Source organism: Oceanirhabdus sp. W0125-5 (assembly GCF_027938815.1).
GTDB lineage: Bacteria > Bacillota > Clostridia > Clostridiales > Clostridiaceae > Oceanirhabdus.
In genome coordinates this window covers 3,970,331-3,993,239 of the sequence record NZ_CP115913.1, presented here as the reverse complement: position 1 = coordinate 3,993,239, position 22,909 = coordinate 3,970,331, and the positions used below count along the sequence as shown (strand labels likewise).

Here is a 22,909-nt window from a genome sequence, read left to right as displayed (position 1 = left end):
TTATGAAAGTGAAAAAAAGAAATGGTGAAATTGTAAATTTTGAAATAGAAAAGGTAGCAAATTCAATAGCAAATGCATCTGATGAAACTCACGAGCCGTTAAATATGGGGGATATTGATATTCTTACAAAAGATATAAATCATAAATTAAAAGAAATAGGAAAAGAAATTATAGATTCAGAAGAAATATTTGATACAATTTTACTGTATCTAATGAAAGAAAGGTTTTATCATGTTGCTGAGCAATATAGGAAAAAAAGTGATTGGTAAAGATTATAATAAAAGAAAAATAATATTATTTATGTTATAATAATAGAAAATGTTGTTTAAAAGGGGTGGTTCTGTGAAGGTATTAAAAAGAAATGGTCAAGTACAAGAGTTTTCGATGAATAAGGTTAAAACATCAATCCGTAATGCATCAGAAGATACACACAAACCAATAACAGACGGAGATGTTGAAATACTTAGCAGAGCGATAGAGAGAAGGCTTGATGCATTAATGAGAGAAGAAATAACTTCAAATGATATATTTGAGCAAACTCTTCTAGTATTAATGAAATATAGATTCTATAATCTTGCTAAACAGTATCGCGAAGGAGCGACGGGAAGGTAATAATAAAAGCGTAATTGATAATTGAGAATGGGGAATTGAGAATGAAGGATGTTTCTGACTTACGTCAGAAACTACATTTTATTAGTCGTTAGAACAAGAGGGTTTTACTCATTTTATCTTTAGATAAAATATTGTATTTTATATTACAATGTTTCATCAAAGATGAAGCGAGTAAAACCCTCTTACTTGTTTACCAATAAGATTAAAATTTCACGTAGTGAAATGTCATTCATTATCCATTATACATTTCTTTTAAAGAAGTTTAAGGACGTCTACCAACAATAGTTTAAGTGATAAAAGAAGAGACATAGTAACAAAAATAGGTTTTATAACTTTCGCACCTTTCTTTAGTGCGAATGATGTTCCTAGTCTAGCGCCTAGTATGCTGAAAATTGCTACAGGTATACCATAGTAAAGATTAATTTTCATGTTGATAGCATAAAGAAAAAGTGATGCAATATTGCTTACAAAATTCATAACTCTAGCATTTGCTCCTGCTCTTTTGAATTCGAATCCAAAGATATGGATGAGTCCAAAGATTAAGAAAGAGCCTGTACCCGGTCCAAAAAAACCATCATAAAAACCCAAGGTTACTGCTAATATAACTAATAGAATAATTCTTTTTGAATTTACAGTTTTAAGGTTTTCCTTCATACCAACTGATTTTGAAAATAAAGAGTAAACACCAATAATCATAACCATTACAAGGATTATACTGCTTAGCGCTTTTTCATTAATTTGTAATGCAGTAGTTACACCAATACATGCACCGATAAATGTGAATGGTAGCGCATATTTAAGTAATTTTTTGTTGGTGTGTCCACTTTTTAAATATTTAATTGAGCTTGTTAATGAGGCGCAGGTTGCAGAAAATTTATTTGTTCCAAGTGCCATGTGAGATGGTAATCCAGCCATATAATATGCAGGCACGCTTATTAATCCGCCACCACCTGCAATAGAATCAACAAAAGCTGCTAAAAAACCTGCTATGCATAGAAAAATAATTGTCATATTTTCTCACTCTCCGTATTAATTTGTCTAAAGTAATTATAGGGTATTTTAACTATATAATAAAGAAATTTTTACAGAATATTAGTGAAAATAATAATAAGATATTTTATAGGAATAATAAGAGTGACTCATAAATATTTTAAGTTAAAAAAAGGAGTGAAAATATGCCAGTAGTAGGTAATATACATAATGAAGATATGCTGCAATGTTTAAAAAGTTGTAAACTATGTCTTCAAGCTTGTGAAGAGTGTTTATCTCTTTGTTTAAGAGAAGATGATGTAAAGGATAGAATTGATTGTATTGAGAGTTTGAGAGATTGCACTGATATTTGTGCAATTGCGATAAGATCAATGAGCAGAGGAAGCAAAAATGCTTCAGTAATATGCAAGGCTTGCGCAGAGATTTGTAGAGAGTGTGAAAAGCACTGTAATATGCATAATGATAGTCATTGTCCAAAATGTGCAGAAATATGTAAAGACTGCGCTGAACACTGTGAAAATATGAGTTTATAAAATATATTATAAGGGAAGCTATTCTTATTTTAGGAGTAGCTTTTTTATTTATTAAATGTTTTGTTTTAATACATATACTATTTATATAAAATATATTGAAGAGAAAATAATGAAATGTTATAATACACTCAATATTATTAAGGACGGTTTGTTTATGGCATATAAAGAGAGTATACAGAGCAAAATTCTTAAAAAGATATGTTCTATGGTTTCCTTAGAATTAACAGCACCAAAGGGAGCTTGGAGAGGTAATAAAAAACTCTTTGAAAGAGGGTGCACAATAGAAAAAAGGATAGTAAATGATGTTGTTTGTTATATGATAACCCCAGATGATATGAAGATAGAAAGCATTGTATACTATCTTCATGGTGGAGGATATGTCTTTCATCAGACAATAAATCATATAAAATTTTGCACAAAGATGGCTAGAGAAAGTGGAATCAGAGTTATGATTATTGACTATAGTGTTGCTCCAGAGAATCCATATCCAGCCGCACTAGATGAAAGTATAAAGGTGTATAAATACTTAAGTGAAGAGTATGAAAATACAAAGATTATCCTTATGGGAGACTCTGCTGGTGGGGGATTGGCTCTTGCAACATCCATCAAGATTAAGGAAATGAAATTAATGATGCCTAGCAAAATTATTTTACTTTCACCTTTTCTTGATGTTTCAGGGGAGAATTCTAAAATGGTTGACATTGAACCAGATGATCCATTGTTAAGTATAGAGTTTGTAAAGAAATGTGGAAGACAGTATGCTGGTGATTATGATTTAAATGATCCATATATTTCACCAATACATGGCGATTTTAAAGGACTGCCAGAGCTTTCAGTTTATATTGGAACACATGATATCTTATATCCAGATTGCTGCATCTTTGAAGAATTGGCAAAGAAACAAGGGGTAAAGATGAATTTTATTGAATACGATAAAATGATCCATGTTTGGATGTTCTACGATATACCAGAAGGTAAACAGGCACAGAAGGAAATTTTTGAAGAACTAAAAGGATAATTTTTATTCTTTAGGGGGAGTTTGTAGTATAATTGATATATATCAGATAAATATTAGGAGATAAAGATATGGGGAAAAAAGCAATTTTGATAATTGATGTACAGAAAGAAATGTTTATGTTTGAGGGGTACGAGCCTTATAATGGTATAGAAATGTTAAAAAACATAAAGAGTATACTAGAAAAAGGGAGAGAGATGGATATTCCGATTTTCTTTATACAACATACAATGACTGAAGGAAAATTATTCAGAGAAGGTACTGTAGGATGGGAGATTCATGAAGATATCGCACCTTTAACAAATGAAAAATGCTTAAAAAAATATAATTGTGATTCATTTCAAGATACAGGACTGCATGAAATACTTGAAAGCATAGGTGTTAAAGAACTTATAATAGCTGGTATGCAAACAGAGTATTGTATTGACACTGCATTCAGGAGAAGTTTTAGTCTTGGATATGATAGCATACTGGTTAGTGATGGACACAGTACTTTTGACAATGAAGTACTTGATGGTGAGACAACTGTTAAGCATCATAATAGTATACTGCAAGGATTTGGAAGAGTACTTAGTACTGAAGAGGTTTTAGAGAAGGTTTTATATCTTTACTATCCAATTCAAAGATTATAATTATGTCAATAAAATAGATAAGCACAAATGTGTTATAAATATGAGAAGAGGAGATAGTTAAACTAATCTCCTTTTCTCATGTAATTTTATTTATTATACGTAACTTTTTTATATTCATTTCTTTCATTTTTTACATTAGCAATTATAAGAAGAACTATAATCATTAAACTCAGTGCTACAGCTAGAAATACAAATCCAATTTTAAGTGATATTCTATTTGCAATAATTCCAAAAGGTAGAGCTATGAACATTGTCATCCCACGTCTCATTAAAGAGTAGAATGATTCAGTTGTTGCTCTAAGTTTTCCTTTTATATTCTTATGAATCTCAGTAAGTACAACAGGCTCCAAAACTGAATAACACAGGTAGTATAGGAAAAGTGGTATTACAACAAGATAGTTATGTGAAAGTATCAATAATACAATACTAATCACAAGTCCACATAAGATCATTATATACCCATTGAATTTTGAAAAAATCTTATCTGATTTTGATGAAAGTAATGAACCAAAACTGCAGGCACCTAAACTAAATAGACTAACTACACCAAATAAATACACAGGAAATCCAATATCCAAAATATATATCTGGTAGAATTCATCAATTTGAACTGTTATGACAGCAGCTATAACTCCAGTTAAAGCTATTGATAATATATAAGAGTTTTTAATAAAGAAACTTAAGACTTCTTTCATATCCTTAACATTTTTATTAATGCTATAACTTCTATTGTTATGTGAAAATTCCATAATAGGTTTTTCAAAATCAGAAACATCATAAAGAAATAAAGTACATACAAAAGCAAGTACACAACTTATTAATGATAAAGCATAATTAAAAGTGTAGCTAGTTTTGTAAGCCATATAGGCTCCAAGTAGAGCTGCAATGATACCTGTTGTATAATCAATGAATCTTAGTTTTGACATATGTTTTTGAAAAGAATCTTCTTCTCCTAGTTTTTTTAGAGTATCATAAAAGATTGCATTTTCTGCACCACTATTGAAAGCTTTTCCGATACCTGTAGCGACTGTAGCTACAGCAAACATGAAAAAGTTATGGGCAAATATCAAAATCAAGAATTCAATACATGTTAAAAAGGCTGCAAGAATCATTAGCTTTTTTCTACTCCAAATATCTGCAAGATACCCACTTGGTATTTCCAGGGCAATAACAACAAAATTATAAATAACTTCCGTATATGCCACCATTTCTATAGACATTCCTCTTGATAATGAGAAGGCTCTCTCAATCACATAAGCAAAAATTAAATTATGAAATATGGTAATTCCATAGATGCTTAAAATATTTCTCTTCAATACTTTTTCTGATAAATTCATTTTGCTTCCCTCCAGTTAGAATTAAGTGTTAATAATTAATTTGTTTAACAATAATTCTATGGAGGTGGTCTGGTTAATTGGCGTTAGTTGGGACCACGTACAAACATAATATCCCCTCCTTAATTAATTTCCATATATGTATATAATTACATTATAACTATTTTTATACTGATCTATCAAGTTACTTATGATAGTTATTAAAGATTTATGTTCATAAAAACATTTTGGTGTTTACTAACAATTATTCATATATATAATAAATAGATAAGTATTGTATTATTGGAAATAACTATTTAACTTTCCTCTTATATGTTGATATATTTAGAGTGTAGTTTAGTGCGTTAAAAATTGTATGTAATGCACTAGACAAATAGGTTTGAAGGGAGAAAGTTATGGGTAATAAAAAAGGAATTATATTTGCAGGGGCGGTTATAGGGTTCCTCTCTGCTTTATTAGTATGGTTTGGTAACCCTGGAAACATGGGAGTATGCGTTGCATGTTTCATACGTGATACTGCAGGTGCCATAGGGCTTCATTCAGTAGAAAAGTTAAGCTATATCAGACCTGAGATACTTGGTATCGTTTTAGGTGCATTTATTATGGCTATAATAGGTAAAGAATTCAGTACTAAAGGTGGATCATCACCATTTATAAGATTTGTACTTGGATTTGTTGTAATGGTAGGAGCATTAGTATTCTTAGGATGTCCTTTAAGAATGGTACTTAGACTTGGTGGAGGAGACCTAAATGCAATTGTAGGACTTATAGGTTTTGCAGCAGGTATTTTTGGTGGAATAATCTTCTTAAATAAAGGCTTCAGTTTAAAAAGAACTTATAAATTAAATAAATCAGAAGGATATTTATTTCCAATAATATGTGTGGGACTTGCTTTATTGGTTATTATTGCTCCAGCATTTGTAACACTTAAGGCTAAACATGCACCATTATATATATCTTTAGGTGTAGGAGCAATTGCGGGTATATTAGCACAAAGAACAAGACTTTGTATGGTAGGTGGAATCAGAGATTTAATCCTTTTTAAAGATGGATATTTAATCTCAGGATTCATTTCAATATTAGTTTTCGTACTTATTGGTAACGCTGTATTTGGTAATCTGAATATTGGTTTTGTAGGGCAGCCAGCAGCTCACAATGATGGGCTATGGAACTTCTTAGGGATGTTCGTTGCTGGATGGGGAAGTGTATTATTAGGTGGATGTCCTCTTAGACAACTTGTTTTATCTGGAGAAGGAAATATTGATTCTGTAGTTACTTTAATGGGTATGTTATTAGGAGGAGCTCTTAGTCATAACTTTGCATTAGCTTCAAGTGGAGCTGGCCCATCTGCAAATGGAAAGGTTGCGGTAATAATAGGAATATTTATTTTATTAGGTATTTCATATTTCAATATTCAAAAAGTTAAGGTAAAGATGAAAGGGGATGCTAAAGTTGATTCAAGTAGATGCTAGAGGACTAGCTTGTCCACAACCAATTATGATGGCTAGAGATGTTATTTCAGAAAACCCAAAAGAATTTGAAATAATCGTTGATAACGGAGCACCAAAGACAAATGTACCAAGATTCATTAAAAGATCAGGATATACAGTAGAGTTAATAGAAAAGGAAGATGAAGTTACAATCATCGCGAGGAAATAGAGTATGACATATTTTGCATTATTTTTCACTTATACAGGAGCTATTAAATATGAGAAATTTCTAAAGAGTAAAGGATGCCCCTGTAAAATTATGCCTGTTCCAAGAAAGTTAACTTCAAACTGTGGAGTAGGAGCTAAATTTACCTTCGAAGAGGATATCAATTCGGTAATTTCAGAAGATATTGAGAAACTATTTAAGGTAGATGGTGAAGAATATACATTAATTTATGAAGAAGAATAATAAAAATCTAATTATTAAATAAAGAAGAGATTATAGATTAAATTCTATAATCTCTTTTTTGACTTTGAGAATAGTGTTTGTTTTTTAGAAATATGAGTAAAATACACATGATTTTTATCTACTTATTTAATAGTATCATTAATTATAGACATTAGTTTTTCTTCTTCATTGCCTATATTTTCACTTAGGCGGGCTGCTGCAAGTACTGGTAACCAAGCTAGAATTCTTTCTTTTTCTTTGCCTGTTTCTTTGCAATATAACATCAAATACATTTCAGCTAATTCTGGAAAATATAAAGAGTAAAGTAGATATGTTCTACAAGCATCCCCATCAGCACACCCGGTGGTGGAGTCTATCCAATCAATTATCCAATATTCTCCTTCACAAACTAGAATATTATATCCATGAAAATCCCCATGGCAGAGTTCATTCCCCTCTGGGAGATCATTTAAAAGTGTTAGCATATTTTCCTTATGAGCAATACTTAAATTCTCATTCCCTTGTATTTTATTTTTTAATTTATCTTTTAATAAAAATGGCAAGTAGACTCTTTTTGAGTGGATCTCTAGCTGTATTCTTATCATTTGTTTCATATAAGCTTCAGTACTATCTTCATCTTTAAAAATACAATTAAATAGAGATTCTCCTTTTATATAATCCATCTTTATTGCCATTTGATTGTCAATACTTAGCACTTCATAAGTTTTTGGAACACGTAGTTGAGTATTCTCTATAATTGAATTAATCAATGCCTCATAAAATACATCTGTCTTATTATAATTTTCTTTAAATAATTTAACAGCATAATTCTCAGAACTGTATACTGTAGCCTGTGCCCCAGTACCAATTACTTTATCCAATTCCATTTAAATTTTCATCTCCTTTTTAAAATAAATTAACTTTAAGTTCTCATTGATTTCTTCAACTTGTCCAGTTCTAATATATCCAAGGTTTTCATAAAAATAATGATTCTTAAGACTTTTATGAGGAGTTTCTAAAGTCCAAATGCGGGCATCTGGAAATTGATTTTCAATAAACACCATAGCCTTTTTACCTATCCCTAAATTCTCATAATCAGGATGAATGAATAATCTATTTATATAATATTGAAAAGCTCCTTTCGAATAAGCGTGTATTCCACCAATAATTTTTCCATCAGAAATAATTTTATAATAATTATGGTTTTCAATTTTATATTGAATTTTTTCTAGTTTCTCAAACATAGGATTAGTATCATAATCTTTATATAGTTCTAATGCCTCTTGAAATGATTTTTTTTGAATTTCAAGTAATTTTGCTCCATCAGTTAGTGCTGCTTTCTTAAATTTAATTTTCAAATTAATTCCTCCATATTTCTTAAATAATTTAATGTGTTTATTAGATTATGGTTTTGTATATTATAACATAATTTTCAATATACTTGAAAATTATAAATATAAACAGGGATAAGAAAATAAATCATAAGAGGGTCGGTATAAGCAAAATAGGAATAAGTTAAGGACTTAGTATTAATCCAAATAATTAGGTTTAATTATAATATGGCAAAATATACACAAAGAAAAAATATAAAAATTAATTGACTTTAGTTTTAACTTTATATATAATCGTTATTAATGAAGTGCATAAATATGCAGAAATAAAGCTAAATATTCACTTCAATCTGTTGTTATGCATATATAATGAATAATTATGCAAAAGAGTGAATAATGATAAAAAATAAATATGATAGAAAATTCAATGAAGAGGAAAGTACTTTCTTATATCAGTCTTTTAGAGAACAGGGGATGGTGGAAGCCTTGTAGACCATAGGAAAGGAAGAGAGCCTTGGAGAAGCTATTTGAAAAGCTAGTGATTTTATAGAGTCAAGTATAAACTAAATTTATACTAGCCAAGTAGGGTGTGCCGCTAACAGCGTTAAAATATTAAGAGAACTAAAAAAGTTTATTTTTTAGTTAACTAGAGTGGCACCGCGGATATATCCGTCTCTAATTTTAGAGACGGATTTTTTATTTTATAAAGAATAACAAGTTCTACTAAAAATTAAAAATCTAATTGAAAAAATAAAAAACAAACAAATGAATGAAAGGAAAGGTGTTTAAAAATGAAAGAAAAAGTTGTATTAGCATATTCAGGAGGATTAGATACATCAATAATAACAGCATGGTTAAAGGATAATTATGATTTTGATGTAATAGCAGCATGTATGAATGTTGGACAAGATGAAGACATGAAGATGATTGAGGAAAAAGCTTTAAAATCAGGAGCTGTTAAAGTTTATATTGAGGATTTAATTGAAGAGTTTATTGAAGATTATGTTTATCAAGGTATAAAAGCAGGCGCAGTATATGAAGGTAAATATTTATTAGGAACTTCTTTTGCTAGACCTTTGATGGCTAAAAAGCTTGTAGAGATTGCTCATAAAGAAGGAGCAAAATATATTTGTCATGGATGTACTGGAAAAGGTAATGATCAGGTTCGTTTTGAAGTAGGTATTGCATCTATTGATCCAACAATTAAAATAATAGCTCCTTGGAGAATATGGGATATAAAATCAAGAGAGGATGCTATTGACTATGCAAATAAGAAAGGAATAGAAGTTCCGGTAACTAAGGAAAAGATTTACTCAAGAGATCAAAATCTATGGCATATTAGTCACGAAGGTGGAGATTTAGAAGAACTAAAAAATGAGCATAAATCTGAAATGTACTGCATGACAGTATCACCTGAAAAGGCTAAAGATGAAGCATCATATGTTGAAATATATTTTGAAAAGGGTATGGCTAAAAAAATAAATGGCAAGGAATTATCACCAGTTGAGATTGTTAAAACATTAAATAAAATTGGTGGAGAGAATGGAATAGGTATTATTGACATTGTAGAAAATCGTCTTGTTGGAATGAAATCAAGAGGGGTATATGAAACTCCTGGAGGAACAATATTATATGCAGCTCATAAAGAACTTGAGTATATAACTTTAGACAAAGATACATTACAGTATAAGCAAATGATATCACATAAATATGCTGAGTTAGTTTACAACGGGTTATGGTTTACATCTTTAAAAGATGCACTTGATGGCTTTATAGATAAGACACAAGAGACTGTAACTGGAACAGTTAAATTAAAGCTTTATAAAGGAAATATCATGGTAGCAGGAATGGAATCACCTTATGCACTTTATGATGAAGGTATTTCTTCATTCGGAGCAAGTGACTTGTATGATCATAAAGATGCAGAAGGATTTATAAATCTATTTGCACTTCCTAGCAAAATAAAGGCTTATAAGTTCAAAAATAATTTTTAATGAAAGAAGGAGAGATTAATGATAAAAGTTGGAGTTATTGGGGCAACTGGATATGCAGGACAGCAGCTTGTATGGTTATTAAATAATCATCCTGAAGTTGAGATTGAATTTTTAGCATCTCACAGCTATGGAGGAGAAGCATTTAGCAGTATTTATAGAAACTTTAATAAATTTCTTAATAAAATTTCCATTGAGATTAATGAAGTGGAGAAGAGCATTAAAAAGATAGATATACTATTTACTGCTCTTCCTCATGGAAAATCCTTTGAGTTTGTTCAAAAGGCTCTTGAGTCAGGTGTTAAGGTTATTGACTTAGGAGCTGACTTCAGGATAAATGATACGGAGATATTCAGTGAATGGTATAAGATAGATCACAGATATCCTGATTTAAGTAAAGAAGCTGTATATGGTCTTTCAGAACTTAATAGAGATAAAATTAAAGATTCTAAGTTAATTGCTAATCCAGGATGTTACCCTACAGCAAGTATCCTTGCACTTGCTCCACTTTTAAAAAATAATCTACTCATGGAAGATTCCATATTGATAGATGCTAAATCAGGAGTTTCAGGAGCAGGTAGAGGAGCTAAAGTTCAAACTTTATATGCAGAGTGTAATGAATCAATAAAAGCATATGGTGTGGCGTCACACAGACATACACCTGAAATAGAACAGGAACTATCTATATTAAATGGCAGTGAAATAACATTAACTTTCACTCCTCATTTAGTACCTATGAATAGGGGAATACTTTCTGTATGTTATGGAAAATTGAAAGAAAAGCTTTCAGAAAATGAAATTTTTCAAGTATATAAAGCAATTTATGGAGATGAAAACTTTATAAGATTGACAAAAGAATTACCTGAAACAAGATGGGTAAAGAATTCTAATTTTTGTGATATATCTTTTAGAATTGATAAGAGAACTGGAAGAATAATCGTGGTTTCAGCAATAGATAATTTAATGAAGGGTGCAGCGGGACAAGCAATACAGAATATGAATATAATGTTTGGTTTGAAGGAGACAAAGGGGCTAGATTTAATTTCAATGGTTCCATAAAAATGGGGAGGAATGATAAAGATGAAAATACTTGAAAATAAAACAATAACAGATGTTCAAAATTTTTTAGCATCAGGAATTTCTGGTGGATTAAAGAAAAGTGGAAAGAAAGATTTATGTGTTATATATAGCAAGGTTGAAGCTGTTGGGGCGGCTGTATTTACTACTAATAAAGTTAAGGCAGCACCAGTACTTCTTAATATGGAAAATATAAAGAATGATAACATACAGGTTATAGTTGTAAATAGTGGAAATGCTAACTCTTGTACTGGAAAGCAGGGAATGGAAAATGCTATGAAAATGGCTGAAACTGCTGCTGAATGTCTTGGATTATCTCCAAAGGAGGTTTTGGTTCAATCTACAGGTTTAATAGGACTTCAGCTCCCAATGGATAAGATTATACCAGCAATTAAAAAAGGTTGTTCAATGATATCTCCAACTGGGGGGAGTGATGCAGCTGTAGCAATAAAGACAACAGATACATTTTCAAAAAGTATAGCTGTAGAGTTTGAAATAGATGGTAAGAAGGTTATGATGAGCGGTATTGCAAAGGGTTCAGGGATGGTACATCCTAATATGGCAACTATGCTTTCATTTATTGTTACTGATGCAAATATTACAAAGGAAATGCTAAATAAAGCTTTTAAGAATAGTGTAGATGATTCATATAATATGATTTCAGTAGATGGAGATACAAGTACAAATGATATGTCAGCGGTTCTTGCAAATAAATGTGCAGGTAATACTTTAATAGATAGTGAAGATGAAAAATATTTTGAGTTTAAAAAAGCGCTTGATTTTGTTAATAAAGAACTAGCAAAGATGATCGCTAAGGATGGAGAAGGAGCTACAAAACTTTTAGAGGTTACAGTTAAAAATGGCAAAGATATTGAAAATTCGAAATTGTGCGCAAAGTCAATAATTAGATCTAATTTGACTAAATGTGCATTCTTTGGAGCAGATGCAAACTGGGGAAGAATAATGTGTTCAATTGGATATTCAGGAGCTGACTTTGATCCTGAAAAGGTAGATATATTCATTAAAGGATGCAAAGGAGAAATTCAGGTTGCAAAGGACGGTATGGGACTTCCGTTTGATGAGATTTTAGCTAAAGAAATATTATTAGAGGAATATGTAAATGTAATTGTTGATTTAAAGGATGGAAATAAAAATGCAACAGCATGGGGCTGTGACTTAACATATGATTACGTAAAGATTAACGGTTGTTATAGAACTTAAGAAAGGATTACAAAAGATAAGAGGGGGAGAGAACATGTATGGAGCAATATATCTTGAAGACGGTACAGTTTATGAAGGAAAAGGATTTGGGTTTGAAGGTACATCATGTGGAGAATTAGTATTTAATACTTCTATGACAGGATATCAGGAAATACTTACAGATCCATCATATGCAGGACAGATTATAACTATGACGTACCCGTTAATAGGGAATTACGGAGTAAATAGTAATTATAATGAAGCAAAAAAATCATATGCAAAAGGGTTGATCATTAAATCTTTATGTGAAAAACCAAGTAATTTTATGAGTGAAAATAATCTAGATAAAATGATGAAAGACTTAAAGATAGTTGGTGTTTATGGTATTGATACAAGAAGCTTAACAAAGAAGATAAGAAATAGTGGAGCTATGAAATGTATTATATCTAATAAGGTATTAAAAAGTGAAGAGATTAAAAATTATTTTGATAATTGGAGATGTGAAGATGATTGGATGAAAGAAGTTGGAGTTAAGGGAATATGCAAAATAGAGGGAACAGGCCCTAAAGTTGTTTTAGTTGATTTTGGTGTTAAGAAAAATATAATAAGAAATCTTATGAAGAAAAACTGTGAAATAATTGTAGTTCCTTATAATACGCCTTATGAAGTTATTATGGCACTTAACCCAGAGGGGATCTTATTAAGTAATGGTCCTGGAGACCCAAAATGTGCAGTAGAAGCAATTGAAATGGTTAAAAAGATAATGAGTAAACTTCCTGTATTTGGAATATGTCTTGGACATCAGATTCTTTCTCTAGCAGCTGGAGGAGAAACATATAAAATGAAGTTCGGACATAGAGGTGGAAACCATGGAGTTATTGATATAAAACTAGATAAATCATTTATAACATCTCAGAATCACGGATATGCAGTACAAGGTGAAAGCTTAAAAGGTACTGGAATGATTGAAACATTCAAGAACTTAAATGATGATACAGTGGAAGGAATTGAACATGAGTATTTACCAGTATTTTCAGTTCAATTTCATCCAGAAGGAGCGCCAGGTCCAGAAGATACATCATATTTATTTGATAAGTTTATAAATTATATGAAAGAGGGGTGGGGAAAAGGTGAAAAATAATATTAAAAAAGTAATGATTATTGGTTCAGGTCCAATAATTATAGGGCAAGCAGCAGAATTTGATTATTCAGGAACACAGGCTTGTAAAGCTATAAAAGAAGAAGGGGTTGAAATAGTTCTTTTAAACAGTAACCCAGCTTCAATAATGACAGATAGTAATATTGCAGATAAAGTTTATATACAGCCTTTAACCCTTGAGAGTGCAGTACAAATAATTGAAAAAGAAAGTCCTGATGGGATATTAGCAGGGTTTGGTGGTCAAACAGCACTAAATCTTGCTATGAAACTAAAAGAGAATGGAATACTTGATAAATATAAGATTGAGCTTTTAGGGATAAACAGTGATGCAATAAAGAAGGCAGAAGATAGAGAAATATTTAAAGAACTTATGATTGAAATTGGTGAACCAGTAGCTATGAGTACAGTAGCTTCAAACATAGAAGAATGTATGGAGTTTTTAAATGAATACGGGTTTCCAATAATAATTAGACCTGCATATACCTTAGGAGGTACTGGAGGAGGAATTGCAGAGAATATTGAAAGTTTCAAGAATATTTGTGAAAAGGGATTAGCTTTAAGTCCAATTGGACAAATATTATTAGAACAAAGTGTTGCAGGCTGGAAGGAAATTGAATATGAAGTAATGAGAGATAGCAAAGACAACTGCATTATTGTATGTAACATGGAGAATCTGGATCCAGTAGGGGTTCATACAGGGGATAGTATAGTTGTAGCTCCATCACAGACATTAAGTAATTATGAATATCAAATGCTTAGACAGTCAGCTATTAAAATCATTAGAGAGTTAAAGATTGAGGGAGGTTGTAATGTACAGTTTGCCCTTGATCCTATAAGTCATAACTATATTGTTATCGAAGTAAACCCACGAGTAAGCAGATCAAGTGCACTGGCCTCAAAGGCTACTGGATATCCAATAGCTAAATTTGCAGCAAAAATTGCTTTAGGATATTCATTAGATCAAATAAAGAACTATGTTACAGGGTGTTCAAGTGCCTGTTTTGAACCAGCTCTTGATTATGTTGTTATGAAAATTCCAAAATGGCCTTTTGATAAATTTAAAAAGGCATCAAAAAACTTAGGAACACAGATGAAAGCAACTGGGGAAGTTATGGCTATAGGAAGAAATTTTGAAGCCTCTCTTTTAAAAGCTTTAACAAGTCTGGAAGGAGAGTATACGGGTATAAGAATACCTTTCTTCTCAGAGTTAAACAATGAGGAGTTAAAGGATAAGATTAAAAATTGTGATGCAGATAGAATATTCGCTGTAGCAGAGGCAATAAGAAAGAAGATTGAAATTGATGAACTTCATGAAATAACTAAAATAGATAAGTGGTTTTTATATGGAATTAAAAATATTGTTAATATGGAACTTCTTCTTATGAACAGTGAAATTAATGCTGAAATTATTAAAGAAGCAGAAACAATGGGCTTTACAGATGATGAAATATCGTATTTATGTGGTTTAAAAAAAGAAGTTATAACAAAAATAAGAGAAGAAAATAATATTTATCCTGTATTTAAAATGGTTGATACATGCAGCGGTGAGTTTGATGCAGAAACTCCTTATTTCTATTCATGTTATGAGGAGGAAGATGAAAGTTATGTTACAGATGATAATAAAATTATCGTAATAGGTTCAGGTCCAATAAGAATTGGACAAGGAGTAGAATTTGATTATTGTTGTGTCCATGGTGTGTGGGCAATAAAAGAGGCTGGATTTGAATCAGTTATAATAAACAACAATCCAGAAACAGTAAGTACAGATTTTGATACATCAGATAAACTTTATTTTGAATCTTTATATATAGATGATGTTTTAAACATTATAAGAAAAGAAAAACCATATGGTGTAATTGTTCAGTTTGGAGGACAAACTTCTATAAATTTAGTTAATAAGCTTCAAGAAGCAGGAGTTAAAATTCTTGGTACTTCAAATGAATCTATAGATAAAGCAGAAGACAGAGATAAATTTGGAGAGTTTCTAAAAGAACTTAATATTCCATCACCCAATGGATATTCAGTGAAATCTATAGAAGAAGCTTATAAAGCTGCAGATGCAATTGGGTATCCTGTTGTTGTTAGACCATCGTATGTTATTGGTGGAAGAGCTATGAAGGTTGTATATCATAAAGATAATCTTACTGAATATATGAATGAAGCTGTAAATCTATCAAGTGAAGGTGCTGTTCTTATAGATAAATATATTTGCGGAACAGAGATAGAAGTAGATGCTGTATGTGATGGAGAGAATATTTTAATTCCTGGAATAATGGAGCATATAGAAAGAACAGGAATACACTCAGGAGACAGTATGACTGTATATCCGCCAATTACCTTACGTGAAGAAGTTATTGAGATGCTAACAGAGTATACAGAAAAAATTGCCATTAACTTAAATATTGTAGGACTTGTTAATATTCAGTATGTCTATGATGGAAAAGATATTTATGTTATTGAGGTAAATCCAAGAGCTTCAAGAACTGTACCAATATTAAGCAAGATAACAAATGTTCCAATGGTAAAACTAGCTGTAGAGGCTATGCTTGGACAAAAATTAGCAGAAGCTTCGTATGGTACGGGCTTATTAAAAAATAAGAATTTTTACGCTGTAAAGATTCCAGTGTTTTCAACTGAAAAGTTAAGCGATGTAGATATATTCTTAGGGCCTGAGATGAAATCTACTGGAGAAATCTTAGGAATAGATGAGGAGTTTGAAACAGCAGTATATAAAGGGTTTGAAGCATGCGGTATCAAGATACCAAGCAAAGGGAATATTTATGTTTCTTTAGATGAAGTCAATAAAATAGAAGGAGCAAAGATAATTAAAGAATACTATGAAATGGGATTCAATATCTTTGCATCCAGTGGAACCTCTGAGTTATTAAAGAATAAAGAAATTGAATGTACAGAATTAGATACAAAAGAACTTATGGAACTTATATTAAAATCAAAGATTGATATTATAATTAACACTCCTACCCAAGGTGATGACATTACAACAGATGGATTTAAGATAAGAAGAAAAGCTGCAGAATTTAATATTCCAGTGTTTACTTCAATAGATACTGCTAAAGTATTTGCAAAAGCAATAAAGGTAAAAGAAAAGAATGAGAAAGTAAGTTATAAATCTCTTTGTGAATATATAAGCTTATAGATTTAGAGAAAGGCGGGTGTATTATATGAATATGGGGTATAACCTAGTATCAAATGAACTTATTAAAAAAGATATAAAGAAGTATGTTGGGAAAACCATTGTAATTAAATATGGTGGAAGCATAATGAAGGATGAAGAATGTAAGCTTGCCTTTCTTGAGGATGTAGCTTCATTAAAAAATATAGGTGTAAATGTGATAATTGTTCATGGTGGAGGACCTAATATATCAGATTTTTTAAAGAAGGTAAATATTGAAAGTAAGTTTAAAAATGGACTTAGGGTTACAGATAAGGATACCATGGAAATTGTTGAAATGATTTTATCTGGTCAAGTAAATAAGGAACTATCAGGAATTCTTTCATCATTAAAAATTAACGCTATAGGAATAAGTGGACGTGATGGTAATTTAATTTCTGTAAAGAAAAAAATAATTTGTAACAATAGTGAGGCAATAGATATAGGGTATGTTGGAGAAGTAAAAAGTATTAATATTAGCTTCTTGCAAGGGCTTTTAGAAATAGGATGTGTACCAATTATTTCACCTGTTGGATTTGATGATAAAGGAGAAGTTTATAATATTAATGCTGATTATGCAGCTTCAGCTATTAGCTCAGCTATTAATGCAGAAAAGCTGATTCTTATGACTGATGTAGAAGGGGTATATTTAGATATAAATGATAAAAATTCAATTATCCAATCAATCACCATTGATGAAATAAAAGAGTATATAAGTGAAGGTATCATAAAAGGTGGAATGATACCAAAGATGGAGTGCTGTATAGAAGCAATTAGTAATGGGACTAAAGAAGTTAACTTAATATATGGTAGAAGAAAGCACTCGTTAATAACTCATATGTTTTATGAAGAGAATAATTCTACAACTTTGAAAGGAGGAGAAACAGAATGGCAGAAAGCAATTTAATGAATACTTATAATAGATTTGATGTTGAGTTTATAAAGGGGAAAGGGACAAAGTTATATGATAAAAAAGGATATGAGTATCTTGACTTTGTTTCAGGAGTAGCAGTAAATTGTTTAGGTCATAGTCATCCTGCCATTTCTAAAACTTTACTAGAACAAGGGGAAAAGCTAATTCATATTTCAAACCTATATTATAACGATAAGCAGAACGCTCTTGCTGAAAAGCTTACTTCTTTAAGCGATCATCAAAAGGTGTTTTTCTGTAATAGTGGAACAGAAGCTGTAGAGGGAGCAATAAAAGTTGCAAGAAAATACGGTAAGGTAAATGGGGGAGAAGATAAGAATAAAATTATTTATATGAAAAACTCATTTCACGGTAGAACAATGGGAGCCTTATCAATCACAGGACAACCAAAATATCAAAACTCCTTTAAACCTCTTATTGGGGGAACAGTTGAAGCTGAATTTAATAATATTGATGATATTAAAGAGAAGATTGACTGCAATACATGTGCAGTGATAATAGAACCTATTCAAGGTGAAGGTGGAATAATTGATGCGGAAAAAGACTTTTTAGAAGAGTTAAGGAAGCTTTGTGATGATAATGATGCTCTTTTAATATTTGATGAAGTTCAATGTGGAATAGGTAGATTAGGAACTTTATTTGCATACCAGAAATTTGGTGTTACACCGGATATAATATGTTCAGCTAAAGGATTAGGTGGAGGATTTCCTATAGGAGCAGTTATTGCAAATGAAAAGGCTGCTGATGTAATTTCTCCAGGAGATCATGGAAGTACCTTTGGAGGTAATCCATTAGCATGTGCTGTTTCTTTAACAGTTATTAATGAATTATTTGAAGGGAATATATTAAAGGAAGTAGATAAAAAAGGTGAGTACTTAAAAAATAAGTTAAAAGCTTTAAAAGAAACTTACTCATTTATAGATAATATTACAGGAAAGGGACTTCTTATAGGATTAAAGGTTAATATAGACATCAAAAAGATAATTAGTAAATGCTTTGAATATAAATTTCTTGTTATTGGCGCAGGAAAGAATGTTTTAAGATTACTTCCACCGCTTAATGTTTCTTATGAAGAGTTAGATCAAGGCGTAAAAATTCTAAATGATGTCTTATTTGATTTGACGAATTATAAATAAAGATATTACAAATGCTAATATTAATTATTCATATTAAGAGAGGAGAAGTAAAACAATGAAGCTTTGGGGAGGAAGATTTTCTAAATCAACAGCATCTATAGTTGATGAATTTAATGCATCAATTGAATTTGATCAAAAGCTATATAAGCAGGATATTATGGGAAGTATAGCTCATGGTAAGATGCTTAGCAAGTGCGGTATATTGACCAATGAAGAAGCAGATAAAATTATTGAAGGTTTAGAAGAAATTCTTAAGGAAATAGAAGAAGGTAAAATTGAATTTAAATTGGAATATGAAGATATTCATATGAATATTGAAAAAATACTAACAGATAAGATTGGTGAAGTTGGTAAGAAGCTTCATACTGCAAGAAGTAGAAATGATCAGGTTGCTGTTGATATAAGATTATACTTAAAAGAAGAAATAAATAACATATTAATATTATTAAAAAATCTTTTATATGCAATACTTGAAATGAGTAAAGAACATGTAGATACAATAATGCCAGGATACACTCATCTTCAAAGAGCACAACCAATAACTGTAGCATATCATATTATGGCTTATTTCAATATGTTTAGAAGGGATTATACCAGACTTGAAGATTGTTTAGAGAGAATGGACTATCTGCCACTTGGAGCAGGTGCATTAGCAGGAACGACTTATAATACAGATAGAGACTTTTTAGCTGAACAACTTAGGTTTGCAAATATTTGTGAGAACTCTTTGGATGCAGTTAGTGACAGGGATTTTATTATTGAATTCATAAGTGCAGCTTCGATAATCAGTATGCATCTAAGCAGAATTTGTGAAGAAATAATTATCTGGAATTCAGCTGAGTTTGATTTTATTGAACTAGATGATAGTTATAGTACAGGAAGCAGTATAATGCCACAGAAGAAAAATCCTGATATTGCAGAACTTATTAGAGGAAAGACTGGAAGAATATACGGTAATCTAATGAATATTTTAACTATGATGAAAGCTCTTCCTTTAGCTTATAATAAGGATATGCAGGAAGATAAAATTCCATTATTTGATACAGTTGATAATATTAAAATCTCTCTGAAAATATTTAAGGAAATGGTGGTTACCACTAAGTTCAAAAAAGAAAATATGAGAAAAGCAACTAAAAGTGGATTTATGAATGCCACAGATGTTGCTGATTATCTAACTAAAAAAGGTGTGCCTTTTAGAACATCTCATGAGATTGTTGGAAAGATGGTATTATTCTGTATTGAAAATAATAAAAATATAGATGATTTATCATTAGAGGAATTTAGGAGTTTCTCAGATAGTTTTACTGAAGATATTTTAGAAAAGATAAAAATTGAAAATTGTATTGAATCAAAAGTATCAATAGGATCAACATCTAAAGCTAATGTTATGGAAATGATTAAAAATGGTGAAGAGTTTTTTGAAGAGGAATTTTAAGTAAAGGCAATAGGCTTTTTTTAAAAATAGAAAAGAAAAATAATAAATGGGTATTGAGAGAATATAAAAGGCTTTGGATTTCTTAATTAATAAAATATGTAAGAATTGATAAGCTGGATTCAATAAAAAAGTCATGGGAATAGTTATTTCATGGCTTTTTTTGTTATGTGAATTTAATAATACAAGACAAAAAATTATATTATTATTGAGAACATTCAAAACTATGATTTTCAAAAATAAAGAATTTTTGTATACAATTAGTGTCTTTTCGAATTATAAATCGTATTATTTTTAGAAAGGTAGGTGATTTTTATGAAAAAAATAGTTGTTTTTTTATCATTCATATTATGTTTAGGGTTACTATTTACAGGCTGTACTAAGGAGAATATGGGGAGAAATACGAAAGAAAGTACAGTTCAATCATCAAATGAGAATAATAATGAAGAGAATAAGTTAAATGAGGAGAATAATCAAGAAAATACTGAAAATGAGGATAATAATGAAGAAAGTTATTTAAAAACTGAAAAATCAAAAATCTATGCATTAGCATTTGATGCAGTGTGGGAAATAGATGAAGCTCTAAATTCTGATATTAATTATGTTAGTATAAATACAAAAACTTTCAAAGATTTTAGTGAAGAGGATAAAAGTGAATTATTTGATTATATTCAAGAGAAGTATAATGTAACTATGTTAGACATGAGTTTTGAAGAATTACAGGATGAAGGTTATGTTAAAGACTTGTATTTTGAGGAAGGAATTTTGTTTGAAATAGATAGATATAGTTCTAATTCTATAGAATCAGTTTCCTTTGAAGGGAGTAAATGGCGTTCAGGATTAGGTGCAATTGGTTTTTACTTTGAAGGCGTAAAGAAAGATGATAAGTGGGAAGTGGAAGAATGCAAGATGACATGGATTAGTTAATGAAATGTATTTTATTAATTGATAAGGTTGAGTTAATATCAAAAGTTATGAGAATATTTTCCTCATGACTTTTTTTATTTATATGAAATATAACTTCATGAATCTGTGAATAAGTTATGATTTAAAAAGATATTTCATAGAAATGATTTTTGTTATAATATGTATATAAAAATTAATAGGTTAATAAGGGGAGTGACTAAAATTAAAATTAAAAGATTAGATAATTATATTGAAAGAAAAGAAATATGTAACAATGTTTTGAGAGCTTTGCCTGAATGGTTTGGAATAGAAGAATCTATTGAAGAATATAATGAGGGTGTTAAAGATGGGGAGTTCTTTGGAGCTTATGAAGAAGGGGTGGACAAGCCGCTCGGTTTTATTAGTTTTATTTTTAATAATCAATATACAGCTGAATTATATGTTACAGGTGTATTTAAGGAATATCATAACATGGGAATTGGTAAGAAATTATTAAGTGAAGGTGAGCAGTACCTTAAAGAAAAGGGCGTTAAGTTTCTTATGGTTAAAACATTAGGAGAATCACATCCAGATAAGAACTATGCTAAGACTAGAGAGTTTTATCTTAAAACAGGATTTACACCATTGCAGGAGATAAAAGAAATATGGGGTAAAGAGAATCCGTGTCTTATAATGGTTAAGAATTTATAGATTAAAAAAGAGTAGTGCAAATTCAAATGCAATACTCTTTTTTATTCTTTTGAAGGATTTAAAGCATCAAATATTGATTTTAATCGTTTTTGTTGGTTTTTTGCATGGTCAAATCCCATCATAACAAAAATCTTATCATATTCTTTTAATTTACTTTCAATTAATTTTACTACATGATCATCTCTAAAAATAATTGTATCTTTCCATATATCATGAACAGTACCATCATCAAAATACACTATTTTTTTAGCCTTAATTTTTCCCCAAGTATTATTTGTTAATTTAAATCCTATATAGGGACTTAGAAAGTTCGAAATATCCTCTATATCTTGTATTTCTTTTTCAAGAGGAAACCCTTCCTCAACAAGATGATTTAAGAAACTTATATAATATTTTTCAAAATCAATTTCAGTATTTTTGGCTTCTCTTTGAGTTTGGTTTATCTGTCTTAATATTAACATAGCTAAAACATCATCATGATCATATTTACTAAGTAAGTATTTAAATGTTTTTGAGTTACTAGGCTCAATATTTTCAATTTTGATATGTTTTTCTCTTGAAATATAACTAACAAAAGCAGGTTCTCCTCCATGTAATATGGCATTCTTTTCGCTGCTATAACTTTGCTTATTTGCGCCTCCTTCAACTAATACTAGATCAGGATTAAAGGAGGAAAATTCTTTCTTAATATCATCAAACATTCTATGTTCTGGGTCATTACAATGTATACCATTGAACCAGAATAACTCCTTATTATTAGATTGCAAATGTAGATGCTTTCCGCCTACTCTTGAATATGTATCACAGCCTGAAAGTACAAAAATTATTATTATCATTATGAATGCTAATTTATTTTTCATTAAATAGTCTCCTTTTAGAGAAAAATAGTT

At 30.4% G+C, this 22,909-nt stretch carries 23 protein-coding genes and 1 other annotated feature; of the genes, 18 read left to right on the top strand and 5 right to left on the bottom strand.

The window, feature by feature from the left end; genetic code table 11:
- Positions 1–2: 2 nt before the first annotated feature.
- Positions 3–269: an ATP cone domain-containing protein gene (locus OW730_RS18715; protein ID WP_271225576.1), complete on the top strand. Its 267-nt coding sequence runs from the start codon at positions 3–5 to the stop codon at positions 267–269.
- A gap of 73 nt (positions 270–342) precedes the next feature.
- Positions 343–612: an ATP cone domain-containing protein gene (locus OW730_RS18710; protein WP_271225575.1), complete on the top strand. Its 270-nt coding sequence runs from the start codon at positions 343–345 to the stop codon at positions 610–612.
- Positions 613–864: 252 nt separating this feature from the next.
- Here OW730_RS18710 and OW730_RS18705 read toward each other — a convergent pair whose 3' ends face one another.
- Positions 865–1,623 (bottom strand): sulfite exporter TauE/SafE family protein, encoded by a 759-nt coding sequence (locus tag OW730_RS18705; protein ID WP_271225574.1) that lies wholly within the window; start codon positions 1,621–1,623, stop codon positions 865–867.
- Positions 1,624–1,787: 164 nt separating this feature from the next.
- Here OW730_RS18705 and OW730_RS18700 point away from each other — a divergent pair, with 164 nt between their 5' ends.
- The 3 genes from OW730_RS18700 to OW730_RS18690 all read left to right on the top strand — a co-directional run bounded on the left by OW730_RS18700 (position 1,788) and on the right by OW730_RS18690 (position 3,782).
- Positions 1,788–2,135 carry a four-helix bundle copper-binding protein gene (locus OW730_RS18700; RefSeq protein WP_271225573.1) on the top strand — a complete coding sequence of 116 codons (348 nt, stop codon included), beginning with the start codon at positions 1,788–1,790 and terminating at the stop codon, positions 2,133–2,135.
- A gap of 154 nt (positions 2,136–2,289) precedes the next feature.
- Positions 2,290–3,153, top strand: a complete 864-nt coding sequence (locus OW730_RS18695) for an alpha/beta hydrolase (RefSeq protein WP_271225572.1) — start codon at positions 2,290–2,292, stop codon at positions 3,151–3,153.
- A gap of 68 nt (positions 3,154–3,221) precedes the next feature.
- Complete coding sequence (locus OW730_RS18690; protein ID WP_271225571.1) at positions 3,222–3,782, top strand: cysteine hydrolase family protein; 561 nt, start codon at positions 3,222–3,224, stop codon at positions 3,780–3,782.
- An 86-nt stretch (positions 3,783–3,868) separates the two neighbouring features.
- On the opposite strand, the gene OW730_RS18685 is transcribed toward OW730_RS18690, so the two are convergent.
- Positions 3,869–5,119: an MFS transporter gene (locus OW730_RS18685; protein ID WP_271225570.1), complete on the bottom strand. Its 1,251-nt coding sequence runs from the start codon at positions 5,117–5,119 to the stop codon at positions 3,869–3,871.
- 392 nt (positions 5,120–5,511) lie between these two features.
- Between OW730_RS18685 and yedE the strand changes: the two genes are divergently transcribed.
- From yedE to OW730_RS18670, 3 genes are read left to right on the top strand one after another with little or no spacing between them, the layout of a single operon-like run.
- On the top strand, positions 5,512–6,588 hold the full coding sequence (gene yedE / locus OW730_RS18680) for a YedE family putative selenium transporter (protein ID WP_271225569.1): 1,077 nt from the start codon (positions 5,512–5,514) through the stop codon (positions 6,586–6,588).
- Positions 6,569–6,775: a sulfurtransferase TusA family protein gene (locus OW730_RS18675; protein ID WP_271225568.1), complete on the top strand. Its 207-nt coding sequence runs from the start codon at positions 6,569–6,571 to the stop codon at positions 6,773–6,775. Before yedE ends, OW730_RS18675 begins: the two co-directional genes overlap by 20 nt.
- Before the next feature lie 3 nt (positions 6,776–6,778).
- Positions 6,779–7,015: a DUF3343 domain-containing protein gene (locus OW730_RS18670; protein ID WP_271225567.1), complete on the top strand. Its 237-nt coding sequence runs from the start codon at positions 6,779–6,781 to the stop codon at positions 7,013–7,015.
- A 122-nt stretch (positions 7,016–7,137) separates the two neighbouring features.
- Here OW730_RS18670 and OW730_RS18665 read toward each other — a convergent pair whose 3' ends face one another.
- Complete coding sequence (locus OW730_RS18665) at positions 7,138–7,881, bottom strand: phosphotransferase (RefSeq protein ID WP_271225566.1); 744 nt, start codon at positions 7,879–7,881, stop codon at positions 7,138–7,140.
- On the bottom strand, positions 7,882–8,352 hold the full coding sequence (locus OW730_RS18660; protein WP_271225565.1) for a GNAT family N-acetyltransferase: 471 nt from the start codon (positions 8,350–8,352) through the stop codon (positions 7,882–7,884).
- 391 nt (positions 8,353–8,743) lie between these two features.
- Positions 8,744–9,005: a binding site (T-box leader), on the top strand.
- A 111-nt stretch (positions 9,006–9,116) separates the two neighbouring features.
- Here OW730_RS18660 and OW730_RS18655 point away from each other — a divergent pair.
- From OW730_RS18655 to OW730_RS18610, 10 genes are all read left to right on the top strand, one after another.
- Positions 9,117–10,319 carry an argininosuccinate synthase gene (locus OW730_RS18655; RefSeq protein WP_271225564.1) on the top strand — a complete coding sequence of 401 codons (1,203 nt, stop codon included), beginning with the start codon at positions 9,117–9,119 and terminating at the stop codon, positions 10,317–10,319.
- An 18-nt stretch (positions 10,320–10,337) separates the two neighbouring features.
- Positions 10,338–11,375: an N-acetyl-gamma-glutamyl-phosphate reductase gene (argC, locus tag OW730_RS18650; protein WP_271225563.1), complete on the top strand. Its 1,038-nt coding sequence runs from the start codon at positions 10,338–10,340 to the stop codon at positions 11,373–11,375.
- Positions 11,376–11,387: 12 nt separating this feature from the next.
- A complete protein-coding gene (gene argJ / locus OW730_RS18645; RefSeq protein ID WP_271225562.1) occupies positions 11,388–12,614 on the top strand; it encodes a bifunctional glutamate N-acetyltransferase/amino-acid acetyltransferase ArgJ in 1,227 nt (408 codons plus the stop codon).
- A gap of 34 nt (positions 12,615–12,648) precedes the next feature.
- Positions 12,649–13,734 (top strand): glutamine-hydrolyzing carbamoyl-phosphate synthase small subunit, encoded by a 1,086-nt coding sequence (gene carA / locus OW730_RS18640; protein WP_271225561.1) that lies wholly within the window; start codon positions 12,649–12,651, stop codon positions 13,732–13,734.
- 13 nt (positions 13,735–13,747) lie between these two features.
- Positions 13,748–16,909 (top strand): carbamoyl-phosphate synthase (glutamine-hydrolyzing) large subunit, encoded by a 3,162-nt coding sequence (gene carB, locus OW730_RS18635; RefSeq protein ID WP_271229596.1) that lies wholly within the window; start codon positions 13,748–13,750, stop codon positions 16,907–16,909.
- 31 nt (positions 16,910–16,940) lie between these two features.
- A complete protein-coding gene (gene argB, locus OW730_RS18630) occupies positions 16,941–17,831 on the top strand; it encodes an acetylglutamate kinase (protein ID WP_442945448.1) in 891 nt (296 codons plus the stop codon).
- On the top strand, positions 17,813–18,991 hold the full coding sequence (locus tag OW730_RS18625; protein ID WP_271225559.1) for an aspartate aminotransferase family protein: 1,179 nt from the start codon (positions 17,813–17,815) through the stop codon (positions 18,989–18,991). Before argB ends, OW730_RS18625 begins: the two co-directional genes overlap by 19 nt.
- A gap of 55 nt (positions 18,992–19,046) precedes the next feature.
- On the top strand, positions 19,047–20,426 hold the full coding sequence (gene argH / locus OW730_RS18620; RefSeq protein WP_271225558.1) for an argininosuccinate lyase: 1,380 nt from the start codon (positions 19,047–19,049) through the stop codon (positions 20,424–20,426).
- Between the two features lie 312 nt (positions 20,427–20,738).
- Positions 20,739–21,350, top strand: a complete 612-nt coding sequence (locus OW730_RS18615) for a hypothetical protein (protein WP_271225557.1) — start codon at positions 20,739–20,741, stop codon at positions 21,348–21,350.
- A gap of 192 nt (positions 21,351–21,542) precedes the next feature.
- Positions 21,543–22,019, top strand: a complete 477-nt coding sequence (locus tag OW730_RS18610) for a GNAT family N-acetyltransferase (RefSeq protein ID WP_271225556.1) — start codon at positions 21,543–21,545, stop codon at positions 22,017–22,019.
- Between the two features lie 41 nt (positions 22,020–22,060).
- Here OW730_RS18610 and OW730_RS18605 read toward each other — a convergent pair whose 3' ends face one another.
- On the bottom strand, positions 22,061–22,879 hold the full coding sequence (locus OW730_RS18605; RefSeq protein WP_271225555.1) for a hypothetical protein: 819 nt from the start codon (positions 22,877–22,879) through the stop codon (positions 22,061–22,063).
- Between the last annotated feature and the right edge of the window lie 30 nt (positions 22,880–22,909).

Coding starts and splice junctions, on each gene's coding strand:
- OW730_RS18715 (WP_271225576.1), top strand. CDS start 3: ATGAAAGTGAAAAAAAGAAATGGTGAAATTGTAAATTTTGAAATAGAA.
- OW730_RS18705 (WP_271225574.1), bottom strand. CDS start 1,623: ATGACAATTATTTTTCTATGCATAGCAGGTTTTTTAGCAGCTTTTGTT.
- OW730_RS18700 (WP_271225573.1), top strand. CDS start 1,788: ATGCCAGTAGTAGGTAATATACATAATGAAGATATGCTGCAATGTTTA.
- OW730_RS18695 (WP_271225572.1), top strand. CDS start 2,290: ATGGCATATAAAGAGAGTATACAGAGCAAAATTCTTAAAAAGATATGT.
- OW730_RS18690 (WP_271225571.1), top strand. CDS start 3,222: ATGGGGAAAAAAGCAATTTTGATAATTGATGTACAGAAAGAAATGTTT.
- OW730_RS18685 (WP_271225570.1), bottom strand. CDS start 5,119: ATGAATTTATCAGAAAAAGTATTGAAGAGAAATATTTTAAGCATCTAT.
- yedE (WP_271225569.1), top strand. CDS start 5,512: ATGGGTAATAAAAAAGGAATTATATTTGCAGGGGCGGTTATAGGGTTC.
- OW730_RS18670 (WP_271225567.1), top strand. CDS start 6,779: ATGACATATTTTGCATTATTTTTCACTTATACAGGAGCTATTAAATAT.
- OW730_RS18665 (WP_271225566.1), bottom strand. CDS start 7,881: ATGGAATTGGATAAAGTAATTGGTACTGGGGCACAGGCTACAGTATAC.
- OW730_RS18655 (WP_271225564.1), top strand. CDS start 9,117: ATGAAAGAAAAAGTTGTATTAGCATATTCAGGAGGATTAGATACATCA.
- argC (WP_271225563.1), top strand. CDS start 10,338: ATGATAAAAGTTGGAGTTATTGGGGCAACTGGATATGCAGGACAGCAG.
- argJ (WP_271225562.1), top strand. CDS start 11,388: ATGATAAAGATGAAAATACTTGAAAATAAAACAATAACAGATGTTCAA.
- carA (WP_271225561.1), top strand. CDS start 12,649: ATGTATGGAGCAATATATCTTGAAGACGGTACAGTTTATGAAGGAAAA.
- carB (WP_271229596.1), top strand. CDS start 13,748: ATGATTATTGGTTCAGGTCCAATAATTATAGGGCAAGCAGCAGAATTT.
- argB (WP_442945448.1), top strand. CDS start 16,941: ATGGGGTATAACCTAGTATCAAATGAACTTATTAAAAAAGATATAAAG.
- OW730_RS18625 (WP_271225559.1), top strand. CDS start 17,813: ATGGCAGAAAGCAATTTAATGAATACTTATAATAGATTTGATGTTGAG.
- argH (WP_271225558.1), top strand. CDS start 19,047: ATGAAGCTTTGGGGAGGAAGATTTTCTAAATCAACAGCATCTATAGTT.
- OW730_RS18615 (WP_271225557.1), top strand. CDS start 20,739: ATGAAAAAAATAGTTGTTTTTTTATCATTCATATTATGTTTAGGGTTA.
- OW730_RS18605 (WP_271225555.1), bottom strand. CDS start 22,879: ATGAAAAATAAATTAGCATTCATAATGATAATAATAATTTTTGTACTT.